This is a genomic window from Corynebacterium sp. ES2730-CONJ (assembly GCF_024834055.1).
GTDB lineage: Bacteria > Actinomycetota > Actinomycetes > Mycobacteriales > Mycobacteriaceae > Corynebacterium.
Map to the genome: position 1 here is coordinate 38,751 of NZ_JANUXZ010000005.1, position 15,573 is coordinate 54,323.

Annotated in this window: 13 protein-coding genes; 7 read left to right on the forward strand and 6 right to left on the reverse strand. The window is 52.3% G+C overall.

Annotated features, from left to right (window positions below; translation table 11 throughout):
• The first annotated feature begins 91 nt into the window (after positions 1 to 91).
• The 7 genes from NXS13_RS07075 (at position 92) to NXS13_RS07105 (ending at position 10,507) form a co-directional block, all read left to right on the forward strand.
• Positions 92 to 883 carry an NUDIX hydrolase gene (locus NXS13_RS07075; protein ID WP_259079502.1) on the forward strand — a complete coding sequence of 264 codons (792 nt, stop codon included), beginning with the start codon at positions 92 to 94 and terminating at the stop codon, positions 881 to 883.
• Entirely contained in the window at positions 880 to 3,366 is a 2,487-nt protein-coding gene (locus NXS13_RS07080) for a DUF6049 family protein (RefSeq protein WP_259079500.1), read from the forward strand. The genes NXS13_RS07075 and NXS13_RS07080 overlap by 4 nt, the downstream gene beginning before the upstream one ends.
• 259 nt (positions 3,367 to 3,625) lie before the next feature.
• Positions 3,626 to 6,796, forward strand: coding sequence for a murein biosynthesis integral membrane protein MurJ (locus NXS13_RS07085; protein WP_396125076.1), 3,171 nt, complete (start codon positions 3,626 to 3,628; stop codon positions 6,794 to 6,796).
• Positions 6,797 to 7,210: 414 nt separating this feature from the next.
• Entirely contained in the window at positions 7,211 to 7,837 is a 627-nt protein-coding gene (locus tag NXS13_RS07090; protein WP_259079499.1) for a sigma-70 family RNA polymerase sigma factor, read from the forward strand.
• A 118-nt stretch (positions 7,838 to 7,955) separates the two neighbouring features.
• Positions 7,956 to 8,885, forward strand: coding sequence for a thioredoxin-disulfide reductase (gene trxB, locus NXS13_RS07095; protein WP_259079493.1), 930 nt, complete (start codon positions 7,956 to 7,958; stop codon positions 8,883 to 8,885).
• Between the two features lie 36 nt (positions 8,886 to 8,921).
• Complete coding sequence (gene trxA, locus NXS13_RS07100; protein ID WP_259079491.1) at positions 8,922 to 9,245, forward strand: thioredoxin; 324 nt, start codon at positions 8,922 to 8,924, stop codon at positions 9,243 to 9,245.
• Positions 9,246 to 9,325: 80 nt separating this feature from the next.
• Entirely contained in the window at positions 9,326 to 10,507 is a 1,182-nt protein-coding gene (locus tag NXS13_RS07105) for an N-acetylmuramoyl-L-alanine amidase (RefSeq protein ID WP_259079485.1), read from the forward strand.
• Here NXS13_RS07105 and NXS13_RS07110 read toward each other — a convergent pair.
• From NXS13_RS07110 to yidD, 6 genes are all read right to left on the reverse strand, one after another.
• A complete protein-coding gene (locus NXS13_RS07110; protein ID WP_259079484.1) occupies positions 10,504 to 11,148 on the reverse strand; it encodes a hypothetical protein in 645 nt (214 codons plus the stop codon). The two genes, NXS13_RS07105 and NXS13_RS07110, sit on opposite strands and share 4 nt — an antisense overlap.
• Before the next feature lie 3 nt (positions 11,149 to 11,151).
• Positions 11,152 to 12,180, reverse strand: coding sequence for a ParB/RepB/Spo0J family partition protein (locus NXS13_RS07115; protein ID WP_259289540.1), 1,029 nt, complete (start codon positions 12,178 to 12,180; stop codon positions 11,152 to 11,154).
• 61 nt (positions 12,181 to 12,241) lie between these two features.
• Positions 12,242 to 13,165, reverse strand: coding sequence for a ParA family protein (locus tag NXS13_RS07120; RefSeq protein ID WP_259079475.1), 924 nt, complete (start codon positions 13,163 to 13,165; stop codon positions 12,242 to 12,244).
• Between the two features lie 121 nt (positions 13,166 to 13,286).
• Positions 13,287 to 13,877, reverse strand: coding sequence for a 16S rRNA (guanine(527)-N(7))-methyltransferase RsmG (rsmG, locus tag NXS13_RS07125; protein ID WP_259079651.1), 591 nt, complete (start codon positions 13,875 to 13,877; stop codon positions 13,287 to 13,289).
• A gap of 202 nt (positions 13,878 to 14,079) precedes the next feature.
• Positions 14,080 to 15,039: a membrane protein insertase YidC gene (gene yidC / locus NXS13_RS07130; RefSeq protein WP_259079473.1), complete on the reverse strand. Its 960-nt coding sequence runs from the start codon at positions 15,037 to 15,039 to the stop codon at positions 14,080 to 14,082.
• 309 nt (positions 15,040 to 15,348) lie between these two features.
• The gene (gene yidD, locus NXS13_RS07135; protein ID WP_259289541.1) at positions 15,349 to 15,573 is read right to left on the reverse strand and encodes a membrane protein insertion efficiency factor YidD; all 225 of its coding nucleotides are present in this window, start codon (positions 15,571 to 15,573) and stop codon (positions 15,349 to 15,351) included.

Genomic DNA, 15,573 nt, shown 5'->3' on the forward strand with positions numbered 1-15,573 from the left:
TACAACCCTTGCACCGAAGGGCTGGAGGATCTGACATAAACCACATTGTCATTAATAGTGACCGCACCGTCAAGGAATGGAGTCTGAAGAGATGTCTTCTCTATCATCACCTCAGGGTTCTCCTTCACAGAGTGGACAATCCCAAATTCATGCGCGCACTGCGGATACTATCCTCCCAAGACTGAGTAGTGAAGAAATACTCACCCCCAACTCTCTAGCACACCGGGCGCGGTTGACTAAGAAGGATAAGCCCAAGGAGAAGCCAAAACCTAAGCGCACCCAAAAAGCGACAATACGGAAGCGAGGGGAGGGGCGCCGCCGCCAGGGTGGGCGCAGTACCAACCGTCGTGGGCCAAAGCGACCACCCGAAGCTCACCGGATGATGAAACGAATGGAGACCTCCGCTGGGGGGCTCGTCATCTCCGGGCTTGCAGAGGCTGTCGATCACCGTGGGCGAGTAGATCTGTCAAAGATCTATGTGGCTCTCATCGGGCGCAAGGATCGGCGCGGGCGCCTTTTATGGTCCATGCCTAAAGGCCATGTGGAAGAGCACGAAGATATCGAAGCAACAGCGGCACGGGAAGTGTGGGAAGAAACCGGCATTCTCGGCGAGGTCTTTGCCACTCTCGGACAAATTAGCTACTGGTTCGTTTCGGATAATACGCGTATTCATAAGACTGTTTACCACTACCTGCTGCGTTATCAAGATGGAGTTCTTAACGACGAAGATCCTGAGGTTACCGAGGTCGCGTGGATACCAGCCTCAGCACTCCTTGAGTATTTTGCGTATGCCGATGAGCGTAAGCTGGCCAAGATCGCGCTTCGGATGCTCCCCGATTTAGCCCGCACGGAGGCGCAGGAAGGACGGATGACGCCCCGATGAAACCATCCTCTCCTCACTCGTGTCGCCTGGCTCTCGGTATTGCGCTGACCCTTAGTATGCTCGCCCCCACAAGTGCGCTGGCCAACCCGCTGCCTCATTCTCCAAACAACCCGGCGGCACTAGGAACCTGGGTGGGCCAAAGCCCGCGGGTTGATAAGCGAGAGCCAGATCTAGCAATAAGTCTCGATCGAGCACCAGCTCAGATCTCCTTTGGGCAAGTCCTCCAGGTCTCTCTATCGGTGCGCAATAATACGGATAGCGAGATGGACAATATCATTATTGTTCCAAAACGGGCAGCGGAACCCAGAAGCGTTAACCAGGCTCTTGAACTTCCAGCTCTGAGCCAAGAAGCTTATCCATTCTTTGCTAATACTATTGATATTGACGGTCCGATTGTGCCGGGAGAGACGCGCCATATCGATATTGAAATCCCCACCGCAGCGCAGGCGATTGGTGGATTCGATATTATTCGCCCAGGTATCTATCCTTTATTATTTGGAGTACAAAATACTACCTCAGGGCAACGATATTCATCCCAGCGCTTTCTCCTCAACGTCGCGGCAGATCCGAGTACTCCTCGTACTCCTCAGGATGCAAAGGAAGAGGAAACTGACAATCCCGAGCGAGCACCCGGACTTACCCTGATCTATCCCATTACTGCCGTAGTTGATATTCTCGGCGGGGAAACTGGGGAAGCTGGGAAAGAACGCGCGCCGCTTATTATGCGCAGCGAAAATCTCGCTCGTCAGCTTGCCCCCGATGGGCGGCTGAGCACAATAGTCAAAGACTTCCGCACGGTCACAGACAGAGAGCCAGCTTTGAAAGAAGCTAGTTGTATCGCCCTTGATCCACAGCTTATAGATACCGTATCGAGGATGACTCAGGGCTATCGCATTGCCACAGAACGCCCGAGTTCAGTCTCACAGAATCTACGCCTGCGCGATTCATGGTTTTTTGCCGACCAAGATATCGATTCCATCCCTGGTAGCGCCTCAGACGACGCCGCACGCTGGCTTGCAGAACTCAAAGCACTTCTAAGTACCACCTCTTGTGTGGTGGCACTACCGTGGGCTAATACCGATATCAACGGACTAGCAAAGCTAGGGGATAGCTGGCTCATGCGCGAAGCGCTGGATCAGGGTGCTCTGATCCTCAGGCGCGAACTGGGCGTAAATCCGGCACCAGATATTGTTATTCCCGCAAGCGGTTATCTTGAACCCACAACCATTAGTTCCCTCGGCTGGGCTGATTATTCCACCCCTACCAATAACAATCAGATGCCTACTGATCTCGCAACGGCGTGGAATGCACGGGAACCGAAGGATACTGATACTACTACTGCACCCCTTCCACAGCGTCCCATCACAGTACTGCTAGCCGATAACTCTTTCCCGCAAACTAGTGGACGATTTGCCCCCTTAGCACCAGGAATTCGAGCCGCCGGATTCGATAGTTTAGTAGCCTCAAGTTTTGCACATAGCGCACCAGATCCACTCACCATGAGTTATACCCCTGATTCGCACCGCTATGATTTCCGCCAGGATTCACTAGTAGCTCGCAGTAATACAGCATCAAATATACTTCGTTTAAGTATCTCCCAGCGCACAGAAGAAGATTCCCAACCATTGGTGGTGCCGTTGCCGAGCAATATAGATAGTGGGCAACCGTGGTTGGATACTGCTGCTGAATTACTCAGAGATCGAGCTGCCCAACCGCGCAACTTACTGAACGTGATCACCCCGCTCCCTCAAGAGCAAGAAGCTTTGGATCAAGCGGAAGAGTTCGTAGCTGTTTCCTCTCCTTTTCCCGATCCCGCTCAAATAGCTGACACCGAGCTATTAGCGGCTAAAGGTTTAGTATCGTCTATAGATAACCTCACGCGCTTGATGATTAGCGATTCCGCTATCTCCTTGAGCCCTTATGAGTTTACTGAGCCCTTACGCCGAGATGTGATCCGCTCTTTTACCCTAGAGGGGCGCCAATCTATAGCGCGTTTCGATGAGCATAGTGAGGATATTAGGAACCTCATTGCCGCCACCCGGGAGACTCTGGCACAACTGAGGAATTCGGTGAGCCTTATTCCACCAGGAAATGTTTTCACAAGAACCTCGGATTCATCACCGCTTCTTGTTGTGGCTCAAAATGGTTTACCGCTACCTGTCGATGCCAGGCTTGCCTATAGTGGGCCCAACGAGGCGAAGATTGGAATTCCGCGGGAGATTCTTATCCCCGCAAAGGGCTCGATTACGATCTCGATGAATGCAAATCTGGAGGCTGTGGAGTCTCGACGAGCAGATCTTCGTATGTGGTTGACCACAAATACCAATGACGCCATATCTGAGTCCGTGACCATGGGTGTACAAACCCGATCGGGATTATCTGGTACTTCAGGCTTCGCCGGTTATGTGCTACTAGCTCTCGTTATCGTTCTTATCGGGCGAATTTTCCCCAGCCTTCTGGCGGAATTTAGACGTGACAAATGATCTAGTTCAAGGTTCTTCGGATTAGCTAGTGGGGGCAACGGTTAACCCCGCTACGATTTCCATTTTTCTAGAACTACGGAGGAAGATGGTCTCTTTGAGACTTTTCCCTAGTTTCTCCACGGTGAGGGGCGACGGGATCTTTCCACCTTCTTCAGCTAAGGAGAATGGCGTGAGCAATCACCTCAATAAGCTTGATGGGCACCAGGACGATCGGCCGCTAAGAAGCTTAACTGCCGCGAACGAGCCCGGCACCCCTCTAATGCCACCACGTGGAGGTGAGGAGAAGGCTCCTCATCACACACAGGAGCCGCGCTCAACCTCACTGCTCGAGGCCGAAAGAAAAGCTGAATATAAAGCCGATGACGCCGAGGTGGTACGCTCCTCAGGGTCGATGGCTATAGCCACGCTCTTTAGCCGGATTACTGGCTTTTTGCGCAATGTGATCATCACCGCCACCTTAGGTGGGGCGATCGCTTCGGCTTTTAATACCGCCAATACATTGCCCAATTTGATCACTGAGATCGTTCTGGGCGCGGTGCTGACCTCCCTTGTGGTCCCCGTATTGGTGCGCGCCGAAAAAGAAGATCCCGATCGGGGAGAGGCTTTTATCAGGCGCCTGTTTACTCTTGCGGTAACGTTATTAGGGTCGATTACCCTGATTGCCGTTATTGCCGCCCCCTATCTTGTGCAAATGGCATTGCGTAGCGACGGTAAGGTCAATATCGTCCAATCCACCGGCTTTGCCTACTGGCTCTTGCCACAGATTTTCTTCTACGGCATTTTTGCACTCTTAATGGCTATTCTCAATACCAAGGGGATCTTCAAGCCAGGCGCCTGGGCGCCGGTGGTGAATAATCTCATTGTGCTTGCCGTCATGGGCGCCTATTGGTTTGTTCCTGGGGAATTAACTCCCGAGCAACCAGCCGGAGCTCTTGACATACATGTGATGCTCTTGGGTATTGGCACCACAGTCGGTGTGGTTGTGCAGGCTCTCATACTATTTCCGTATATTCGCCGCACTAATATTTCCCTCAAACCGCTGTGGGGCATTGACGCTCGCTTGAAGCAATTCGGGGGCATGGCCGCGGCGATTATTTTCTATGTCGCCATCAGTCAGTTGGGCTATATCGTCACTACCCGTATCGCCTCTGTGGCGGATGCGGCGGCGCCAAATATTTACCAGCAGGCGTGGCTATTATTGCAAGTTCCCTATGGCATTATTGGTGTTACCCTGCTCACTGCCATTATGCCGCGGCTTTCGCGCAATGCTGCTGATGGAGACGATAAGGCGGTCACCCAAGATCTCATCATAGGTTCCAAGCTCACCTATATTGCGCTGATTCCGATCATTGTTTTCTTTACTATCTTTGGAACCTGGATTGCCCGTGGCCTTTTCGCCTATGGGCAATTCGCCGGCCCTGAGGCGACCATCTTGGGCTGGACTTTGAGCTTCTCGGCCTTCACTCTTTTACCCTATGCCACTGTTCTTCTGCACCTGCGGGTCTTTTATGCGCGCGAGGAAGCGTGGACCCCAACCTTTATTATCGCTGGTATAACGGGGACGAAAATTGCGCTTTCGCTGCTGGCTCCCATTGTTGCCACGTCACCGTCGCGGGTAGTGATCCTCCTCGGTGCTGCCAATGGTTTTGGCTTTGTTGCTGGCGCTGTGATTGGAGCCTTTTTACTCAGGCGGAAATTGGGCCATCTAGGCACCAGAGATATTATTCGCACCTGTGCGTGGGCGCTCGCAGCTAGTTCCTTAGGTGGGTTGATCGCTTTTGCCCTCAGCCAAGCTATCGATCTGGCGGCTGGTCAGCTCTTTGACGCCTTGGGGTCGGTTGGTTATCTTGTCCAATTAACCATTGCGGGGATTGTTTTCCTCGCAATGACGGGCTTAGTTCTCTCGCGTTCCCAGTTGCCCGAAGTAAAGAAATTGGCTCAGCTACTGGCCCGAATTCCGGGAGTGAACCGAATTATCCAGCCGAGCGAGCCGGCTAAGATTTCCCATCTGAGTGCCCAGGAGTTGAAAGTGGAACAACCGAATTATATTGACGATACTTTCAACGCCACCCCTGTACCGCCGCCAATGTCTGCGGGTATCGTTCGGGGTCCGCGACTGGTTCCAGGCGCTGAAGTCAGCGATGGCAGTTTCCGGCTCCTGGTCGATCACGGATCCGCCCCGGGAGTTCGCTTCTGGCGGGCTATGGAGAAGCGGACGGGACGCGAGGTATCCCTGACCTTCGTTGATACCTCTGGGCTCACCCCAATGGCGCCGCTGAGTCCTGCAGCGGCCGCTGATGCTGCCGATCGAGTCAAAGTGAGAACCCTCGCACTTGCCGGCTTAAAGAGCGACAGTATCGCAAAAAATATTGAGGTTCGCTCTTACCGTAATGGGTGTTTGATCATCGCCGATTGGGTGCACGGAACTCCGCTCGCTAAGCTCGCTAGCGATCCCGATCAGCAGGATCCCCAGGCGGTGGTATTCGCACTGGCGCCGTTGGTGGCTGCTGCTGGCAAGAAGACCTTGGGCCTGGATAATAGGGCTCGAATTCGGGTGAATACCGATGGGGTAGCGGTGCTCGCTTTCCCAGCCGTTCTGGCCGACGCTACCCACGAGCAAGATTTGAAATCTCTGCGCACCGCCTTAGGCATCTTGATCAACGACGAGGCCCCATCAGATATTAGAGAGCTCTTAGAGGGCGACCTCGAGGAGATGCCCGGAGCCTATGAGAAGTACCTAAAGAAGCTCTCTGAGCCAACTGAGCCAGGTGATACCCAAACCCTCCAGGTGACCGCTCAAAAGGCCCCCCGAGAGATTAAGTCGCCTGTGGGTGGATTCGGCCGTAAAGGGTATGGGCGCGGTGCTACCACAGCCGTCCTTGTCGGTGCTACCTCAATGGTGGTGCTGGCCGCGATCATTACCGCGTATATTACCTCCGTACTCAATAGTGGCAACGAGCAGGCCCCCATTAAGGCTGAGGAGCTTGCACCTATAAGCTCTGAGATAGCCAAACCTTCGCTGATCTTGGCCGTGGAGTCGGCCTATCCGTGGAGAGATAGCAATGCCACTGCATCCTTTGCTGCCGATGGTAATCCAGAGACTATATGGAAGGCCCAGGCAGATGAGGCGGTTATTATTAATCTGGCAGCAGCCAGTGAGATCAACCGACTCGTGGTCAATAGCCCTACTCCGGGCTTTAGGCTGCAGGTCTTTGGGGTGCGCGACAATAATCCCATCGGGGCTCAAACTAACCTCAACGATCTCTTGGCAAGAAATATCTTAGCTGAGCTCAGTGTGGATAAAACGCGGGCGAGTGTCGATATTGATTCCTCTACACACATCAAACAGCTACTCGTCCTGGTCAGCTCTATTAAAGGCGAAGCCGAGGGTGTAGAGATCAAAGAGCTCCAAGTAGTGGGAATGCCCTAAGAAGAAAAATATCAAAAAGAACCTCCATATTTTTACGGAGGTTCTTTTTGATTTTTTTGACCTACCCCGCCGATATCATCGTGGAGCTCCCATCTTGTTGTACTCATTGTTCTCTTGTGATGTACTCACCAGATTCTTCGCTGTATTCCCATTTATGGAGTTTGGTTGTGAGAAAAATTAGTGCCAATCCACCTGTATCCGATCTACAGACATCAGTAAATTTCTCAGTTGTTTTTAATAAATAGCTGAATATAAAGCATATGCGTGCACTGATACCCCCGTTGCTATACCTTTCATGAAGCGCTAGCAAAAAAGTGCACTGATACTTCCCAACATATAAGAAAACGGTGATGCTTTTACCATCCTCTCTCTGGTGCCGATGAGGGATGCCCGCCGTGAACCGAAAGTCCAGCTATGGCTCGTTCCCACCAGCATGATGAGGCAACTACCCGCAATTCTGTCGAGCGTGCCAGCGCTGCCTTGGAAGCTCAAGCCGATGAAGTCTTGGTTGCCGACTATCTTGCTGGATCTGATGCTGCTTTCGCCGAGATTGTAGGCAAACATGAACGTCATTTGCGCTATGTGGCTCGCAAATATGCTCGTACGGAAGCCGATGCCGAGGATATCTTGCAAGATGCACTCTTACGGGCCGCACGGAATCTTTCGGGTTTTCGGGGGGATTCCAAGTTATCCACATGGTTGCATCGCTTAGTTGCCAATGCCAGCTATGACCACAATCGGAAGCATACTCATAGCGTTATCAGCGCCGATCGCGCGGAATTTAATGCCGAGGTGGAAGCAGCGATGAGCTTCGACCCTTTCGCCGAACTGATCGATAGGATGAATCTAAGCGAGGAAATGCAACGCGCTCTTGACCTCCTTCCCCCGGAGCACCGTGCTGCCTTAGTGCTCATAGATTTCGCGGAGCATTCTGTTAGTGAGGCCGCCGAGATCCTGCAGGTGGCCCCTGGGACCATAAAATCCCGACGGGCTCGAGGTCGAAGGATGTTAAAGGAAATTCTACAATACCGGGTTCTCTAAGCTTGACAGCAGCTCACTTATGATTGGTATTGCCTATATAAAATCTTTCATCTATAGTCTGGGTTATAAACGCTAGAATAAGGTTGATTACTCACCACTTCGACGAAAGAACAGCACTATGGCAGATATCCACAACGTGATCATCATTGGCTCCGGTCCCGCAGGCTATACCGCAGCACTCTATGCAGCCCGCGCCGAACTTCATCCGCTCGTATTCGAAGGATATGAATACGGTGGTTCCCTGATGACCACAACCGAAGTCGAAAACTTCCCTGGCTTCCCCGCCGGAATCATGGGCCCAGAGCTCATGGAAAATATGCGCAGTCAAGCCGAGCGCTTCGGAGCTCAGCTCATCAGCGAAGAAGTAACCAAGGTCGAGCTAGACGGTGAGATCAAAAAGGTTTGGGTCGATGACACCCTGTACCAAGCCAAGAGCGTCATTCTCGCCACCGGCTCCGCCCCTCGCTATATCGGAGTGGAAGGGGAGAAAGAACTCCTAGGCCGCGGCGTCTCAGCGTGTGCTACCTGCGATGGCTTCTTCTTCCGCGACCACAATATCGCTGTGGTTGGTGGCGGTGATTCCGCAATGGAGGAGGCCCTTTTCCTCACTAAATTTGGTAAGAGTGTGACCATTATTCACCGCCGTGAAGAATTCCGCGCCTCCGCCATTATGCTCGAACGTGCCCGCAATAATGACAAGATCACCTTCTTAACCAATAAGGTTGTCAGCAAGGTCAACGGAGATCAGCAAGTCAGCAATGTGGAACTCACCGATACCATTACGGGCGAGGTATCACATCTCGATGTCACCGCCCTTTTCGTAGCCATCGGTTATGATCCCCGCTCCGCCCTCTTCAAAGATACCGTCACCTGCGACGAGTCAGGTTATGTAATCGTCGACGAGCCTTCGACCCGCACTAATATCCCTGGTGTTTTTGCGGTCGGCGATCTTGTTGATCGTCACTATCAGCAGGCCATTACTGCAGCGGGAACCGGCTGCCGCGCGGCTATTGATGCCGAACACTTCCTGGGTACACTCACCCAATAAAACCTATAAAACCTAGTTAGATAAGAAAGGTCTTTTATGTCCCAACCTATTGATGTCACCCAATCCACCTTCCGCTCCGTTGTCACCGAGTCTGACAAACTCGTCCTTGTCGACTTCTGGGCAGAATGGTGCGGCCCCTGTAAAAAGCTTAGCCCTGTGCTTAATGAGATTGCTGCCGAGATGGGTGACCACGTCACCGTAGCCAAGGTCAACGTGGATGCTGAGCGTAACTTAGGCGCAATGTTCCAGATTATGTCGATTCCTACGGTATTGATCTTCAAAAATGGCGAGAAGGTCGACGAATTCGTTGGAGGTCGCAAGAAGTCAGACATCGTGGCAATGCTTCAAAAGCATCTCTAAATGCTATCCTATGATGAGCCGTCGATACGCTAGATCTAGGGTATCGCTCACACGTAGATAGCACGATGGGAAGGATGAGAGTGTCCACAGTCATAAGGGTCGGGGATAAAAACCCGAAAGTGGCAGAGGTGCGAGCAGCACTAGCCCGACTCGGACACCTCACGTCCTTCCGTGATGATCTCAGCACTGACCATATCTTCGAAGAGTCCGATACATATTTCGATTCCGATCTCCAAGAGGCGCTGCGTGGCTTCCAGCAATCCCGTGGCTTAATCGCCTCGGGCGAAATTACCGAAACTACTCTGCGCGTGCTGCGAGAAGCCTCCTACCAGCTAGGAGTTCGCGTTCTCGCGTATCAAGAGCACAATCATATGATCGGCGATGATGTCTACCAACTTCAGCAACAGCTCCAGGAACTAGGCTTCTACACCGATCGCCTCGACGGTCATTTCGGTCCGATGACCCATGATGCGCTTGCAAATTATCAACTCAACTACGGGCTCAATATCGATGGAATTTGCGGCCCAGAAACCATCGACTCTCTTGGACTTCTTGGTCGCCGGATTACTGGGGGTTCCCCGAACCAGCTGCGCGAGCGCGAGCGTGTCCGCGATGCGGGGCCCCAACTTGCAGGCAAACGCGTCGTTATTGACCCCGGCCTCGGTGGGCCTAATAAAGGTGTGACTGTACGCGGTATTTACGGTGAGATCACCGAAGAAGAGCTCATTTGGGACCTTGCCACTCGCATTGAGGGACGCATGATCGAAGCCGGAATGGACGTTATCATTTCCCGACCGCGCAATAGCGATCTCACCCATGCTGAACGTGTGGCTATAGCCAATTCCTTCCAAGCCGATCTGATGATCTGTTTACAGGCAGATCACTATCCCAATGAGCAAGCTTCCGGCTGTGCCACCTTCTATTTTGGTTCCGAATCTGGAAATTACTCCATGATTGGCGAGAAGCTCTCTGGCTATATCCAGCGTGAAATTGCAGCTAGAACCAAGCTTGTCAATTGTGGTAATCACGCGCGCACATGGGATCTTTTACGCATGACACAGATGACGTGTGTGGAAATCTTTCCAGGGTATCTCAGTAATCCTGGTGATGTGCGCATTTTAAGTAATCCTAAAAAGCGTGATGATATCGCCGAGGCTATCGTTGTTTCCGTCAAAAGGCTCTATCTCATGGATCAAGACGACCAGCCAACGGGAACCTTCAAATTCTCTGAATTGCTCAAGCAAGAACTGCTCGAAGGCTAAACCCTAACAACAAGCTGCGAGACGCCGGAGAGTTCCCATTCTCTTTGCGGGGCGGGTAGTTTAAGGCGCAAACGCGGAAATATTGGATGCGGTTGATGGATTTTAAAACCGCAGCTTTGTGCGATATTGACCTCAACAAGCCCAAAATCTTCAATACGCGCCGTCACCTCCTTGTCTCCCCTATCTTCCTTATCCTTTGCTGCTAAGGCTCTTGGATGGTACCCATATATTTCGACCGCGGGAATCTTTTCCTGGCTAAGATAACTACACGCTGCTGCGATGAGAGTCGCTTCCAAGCCGGTATCTTTCAGCAACGGGTGTATATGAACTGAGCTAATCAGCCACGCCTCTGGGGAAACCGGAGCGGTAGGGAAAACCACCTGACCTGGAACCCGATCACCGGGAGTGAATAATAGTGTGGCCTGGGCTGAATATTCCAAGGTGTGCTCAAGCCGATAATTTAATCCGCACCGACCCAGTTGCAGAAGGGACTGCATCAGCCACGCTTCTTTTTCCAAAACTGGATCACCGCGAAATTCTCTGAGTGCATGCGGACTAAGCTCCCAGAACAAACCGGAAGCGGTGCGAGGATGGAGATGGGCAATTTCCTCCATATCAATGGCTCTGAGAATTTTAGCCATCGATCAGTGCCGCTCGTTGCCTCCGGCAATCAGGGCCATAATGCGATCAAAATCCTCGCGGCCGCCAAATTCCACCACGATCTTGCCCTTCCGCTTGCCTACCGTCACCGATACTTTGGTGTCGAGGTTATCGGCCAGGTGCTCGGCTGCTTGGTTGAAAAATTCCGGAGTCTGAGCCTTCTCTCTGGTCTTTTTCGGCTGCGGTTGTTCCCCTCGATTGAGCAAGACGACTGCTTCTTCAGTCGCTCGTACACTCATCCCTTCCGCCACAATGCGTTCAGCGAGGCGTTCTTGTTCCTGCCGCTTATCTTTTAGACCCAAAAGAGCTCGGGCATGGCCAGCAGATAAAACCCCGGCCGCAACTTTGGTTTGCACGGCGACTGGGAGCTTGAGTAGACGCAGCATATTGGTAATCATCGGGCGGGAGCGACCGAGGCGATCAGCCAGTTCATTCTGAGTCACCGAAAATTCCACCAGTAGTTGCTCATAGGCGGCTGCTTCTTCGAGAGGATTTAGCTGTACGCGGTGAATATTTTCCAAGAGCGCGTCGCGGAGCATATTTTGGTCGTCGGTATCGCGAATAATCGCGGGGATTTTCTTCAACCCCGCCTTACTAGCGGCACGCCAACGCCGCTCGCCCATAATAATTTCAAAGCGTCCCTGATGAGCGCGCACAATAATAGGTTGGAGCAGACCAAATTCTTTAATGGAATGAACTAGCTCCCCAAGATCTTCTTCATCGAAAGCCTGGCGCGGGTTTTTTGCGTTAGGGATCACTAAACCAATAGGAATCTCACGGTACTGCGCGCCGAAATCTACTTCCTCCTCCGCCACGGGCGATGCATCCTGAGCGGCAGCTTCGGCCAGAATCGGGTTAACCTTCGCGCCACTGGCGTCACGCTCGGCTGGTGCGGCGGATCGACCAAGAAGAATATCGGTGGCATCTGCCCCCAATCGGGAATCTGGGGTAGATGTAATTAAAGCGGCCAAACCGCGGCCAAGTCCGCCCTTACGTGATTCTTGCTGCGCCATCTCTATCTATTCCTTTCACAAACCCTAAAACAGTCTTCGTGGGTGGGGGAAGAGTCTCCATTTAAGCGGAGGGTTTCACTCCCACAGCACCGGAATCAGCGGAGGGAAGGTAATCGCCTCGCTCAGCTAATTCTTGGGCGGCATCAAGATAGGCGAGAGCACCCCGAGAGCCTGGATCATAGTGCAATACCGTCTGCGAATAACCAGGGGCCTCCGAGACCTTCACCGAACGCGGGATTTTCGTCCGCATAACCACCTCACCGAAGTGCGAACGTACTTCCTCTGTGACCTGTTCGGCGAGCTTGGTACGAGCATCATACATAGTTAATAAGATCGCTGAAATATGCAGGCGTGGGTTGAGGTGCTGCCTAATCATGGAAATATTATTGAGCAACTGACCTACACCCTCGAGCGCGTAGTACTCACATTGAATAGGAATTAGGACTTCGTTGACCGAGGTCATGGCATTAATAGTGAGCAAACCCAAGGAGGGTGGGCAGTCGATGAAAATATAATCAAAACCGCTATCTCGAATAAAGGGGGAATTGAGGGCATCGCTCAATCGATATTCCCGCCTGACCATAGAGACTAATTCGATTTCAGCACCAGCCAGATCAATAGTAGCTGGGATACACCACAGGTTTTCACTCGCTGTGGATTGCACCATCGCTTGCTCGGCGGTGCACTCACCGATGAGAAGTTCGTAGCTGGAATTGGTGCCCGCGCGGTGTTCGACCCCCAGTGCTGTCGACGCATTTCCCTGCGGATCGAGGTCAACAACGAGGACTTTAAGGCCGTTAAGAGCTAGCCCCGCGGCGAGGTTAACTGATGAGGTGGTTTTACCCACTCCGCCTTTTTGGTTGGCCACGGTGATATAACGGGGAGAAGCCGGTTTGGGGAGGGACAGCGAATGTGGGGTCAAGACTTGCGCTGCTCGTCTAGCGGCAGCGGCGACGGGGGTATCTTCCCATTTCATTTCATCCATGGTATCCGACTTTTTCCAGACCTTTCTGCCACAATTATGCTGATCTTAACCTTAGTGTCTCTCCCTCGGCTTAGCCAGATGATTCAGATAATCAATGCCACGTCCAAGCACCGCATCGTTACTAGCGAGACCGATTTTTCCTAATAGACACCACCGTTGTTGGTTCTGGGAGTATCTCTCCTACGGTAAAAACTTTGATATCAGCGCCCCCAGCTTTGGTAATCACCCGCTTATCTCGCTCTATTTCCTCGTGGACTGAGCTACCCTTAAGAGCCAACATCCGGCCGCCTTTGTCAACGAGCGGCAACGACCACCCAGCGAGCTTACCGAGAGGAGCTACCGCGCGCGACGTTACTATATCAACACCACCGACTTCTCTGCGGACCTCTTTTTCCTCTGCTCGACCGCGAAGTACCCAAATATTATTGAGATCGAGCTCCACGGCAACATATTTGAGAAATTCAGAGCGCTTAAGAAGCGGTTCTATCAGCACGATATCAAGATCGGGACGAGCTATTGCCAGAGGGATCCCTGGGAGACCGGCACCGGAACCGATATCAGCCACCCTCATATTTGGCTTAATGGCCTCTCCGATCACCGCGCAGTTAAGGATATGTCGATCCCACAGCCGAGGTAATTCACGCGGCCCCAAAAACCCGCGCTCCAATCCCATCGTGGCTAGGAGCTGGTGATAGCGCTGTGCCTTTTCCATGTGGTGGACGAAGACCTCACCGGCAATTGATGGGGGAGTGGGGTCGAAGTCTAATTGGTTATCCACGACGTAGGTCTCTCCTTGAGCTGGGGGATCTTAGCATTTTTTCACCTTACACGTTTACGAGCTAAACAATCTTCTTGCGAAAGTACAAGACCGCTGTGAACGGTATGTGTTCACAGCGGCCTCCAATGAAAAGCGATTATTTCTTGCCCTTACGCTTCTTCTGATTCGTCGGCTTCTGGCCTGGGCGAGGAGCGGTGGCGCGCTTGGCTTCTTGCTTTGCGGCAATCTCTGCATCCTCTTCGGCGTCTATCTTGGCAAAAACATAGCGCTGCTGGAAGAAGGTCCAAATATTATTCGACACCATGTAGAACAAGAGACCTATATGCCACACCACACCGGTAGCTAAGATAGTCAGGGGGAAGACCCACAACATCATGCGGTTCATCATATCCATCTGAGCTTGCATTTGGTTATTGCCTGAAGGCTTTTGCCGCCCCGAAGCAAGACGGGCTTTTTGTCGATCAATGCTCATACGCGCATTCATATGAATTGCGAAAGCAATAATCACAATCAACGGTGCCGCTACCAAAATAATATTGGTCCTGGTGAAGTCGACCGGCTGGAAGGCCTTATACATCTCCTGGGGCATGGAGATATACGCAGATAACGGAACCCCAAAAAGCCTCGCGTCGAGGAAAGACTGAACATCGCTGGCAGAGAAGATATAGTTCGGCGTTTGGCGGTTGGCCTCGAAGGACAAACCTACTTGTCCCACCCCTGAACCAGTGCGGTTAAAGGAGCGCAGGACGTGGAAGAGGCCAATAAATACCGGCATCTGTACCAAAATAGGCAAGCAACCCGCGATGGGATTAACACCCATCTCCTTCTGCATCTTGCGGGTTTCTTCCATCATTTTCTGCTGGTCGTTTTTATATTTAGTTCTAATTTCCTGCATGCGCGGTTGCATCTCTTGCATCTTGCGCATGGATCGCATTTGTTTCAGCGTCGGACGCACCAGAAGCATACGAATGGTGAAGGTGAGCAGCACGATCGCCAGCACCCACGACAGGCCGGAATCGGGGTTTAGCACAAAGCTGAGGGCCTTATGCCAAAACCAGAGGATGGCCGAAATTGGCCAATAGATGAAGTTGAGCACGGTGAGTCAAGACTCCTCAAGGTGTTGGTCATATAAGAACATGGTGAGGACCAGCCCCGCTTTAGAGAAAAAGCAGGACCTGCCCGTGGTCTCCGCGTTGCCACACGCGTGAGTTTTTTGGTTATCCCTCGGGATTCTACCGCGAAACAAGCCCAATGCCGAACGAGGAGATAAATAAATCTCTTCCCGAGCGCAGAATTAAGCAGGACATTTCCTTAAGCATTGTGCCTGCAGGGTTAGGCTTATCGTGTGGTTCTTGCAGGGTTAGGCTTATAGCGTTGGGCTGCACACTGCAATACTCCGGCCTCATTAGGGCACAGGGTCGTATCCACCAGGATGCCAGGGACCACATTTCGCTAGTCTAATCAAGCTCATCACAAGCGCCCTGGCGGGATGGTAGTGCTGAAAACTCCCGAGCGCATAAGCGCTGCAGCTAGGCTCAAATCGGCAGCTCGATCCACCCTTCAGCGGCGAAAGATAGCGCTGGTAGAAGCGAATAGCACCAAGAGCACCGGCGCGAAGAAACGAAACCAT

Coding starts and splice junctions, on each gene's coding strand:
- NXS13_RS07085 (WP_396125076.1), top strand. CDS start 3,626: ATGCCACCACGTGGAGGTGAGGAGAAGGCTCCTCATCACACACAGGAG.
- yidD (WP_259289541.1), bottom strand. CDS start 15,573: ATGGTTTCGTTTCTTCGCGCCGGTGCTCTTGGTGCTATTCGCTTCTAC.
- trxA (WP_259079491.1), top strand. CDS start 8,922: ATGTCCCAACCTATTGATGTCACCCAATCCACCTTCCGCTCCGTTGTC.
- NXS13_RS07110 (WP_259079484.1), bottom strand. CDS start 11,148: ATGGCTAAAATTCTCAGAGCCATTGATATGGAGGAAATTGCCCATCTC.
- NXS13_RS07075 (WP_259079502.1), top strand. CDS start 92: ATGTCTTCTCTATCATCACCTCAGGGTTCTCCTTCACAGAGTGGACAA.
- NXS13_RS07120 (WP_259079475.1), bottom strand. CDS start 13,165: ATGGATGAAATGAAATGGGAAGATACCCCCGTCGCCGCTGCCGCTAGA.
- NXS13_RS07115 (WP_259289540.1), bottom strand. CDS start 12,180: ATGGCGCAGCAAGAATCACGTAAGGGCGGACTTGGCCGCGGTTTGGCC.
- rsmG (WP_259079651.1), bottom strand. CDS start 13,877: ATGGAAAAGGCACAGCGCTATCACCAGCTCCTAGCCACGATGGGATTG.
- trxB (WP_259079493.1), top strand. CDS start 7,956: ATGGCAGATATCCACAACGTGATCATCATTGGCTCCGGTCCCGCAGGC.
- NXS13_RS07080 (WP_259079500.1), top strand. CDS start 880: ATGAAACCATCCTCTCCTCACTCGTGTCGCCTGGCTCTCGGTATTGCG.
- NXS13_RS07090 (WP_259079499.1), top strand. CDS start 7,211: ATGGCTCGTTCCCACCAGCATGATGAGGCAACTACCCGCAATTCTGTC.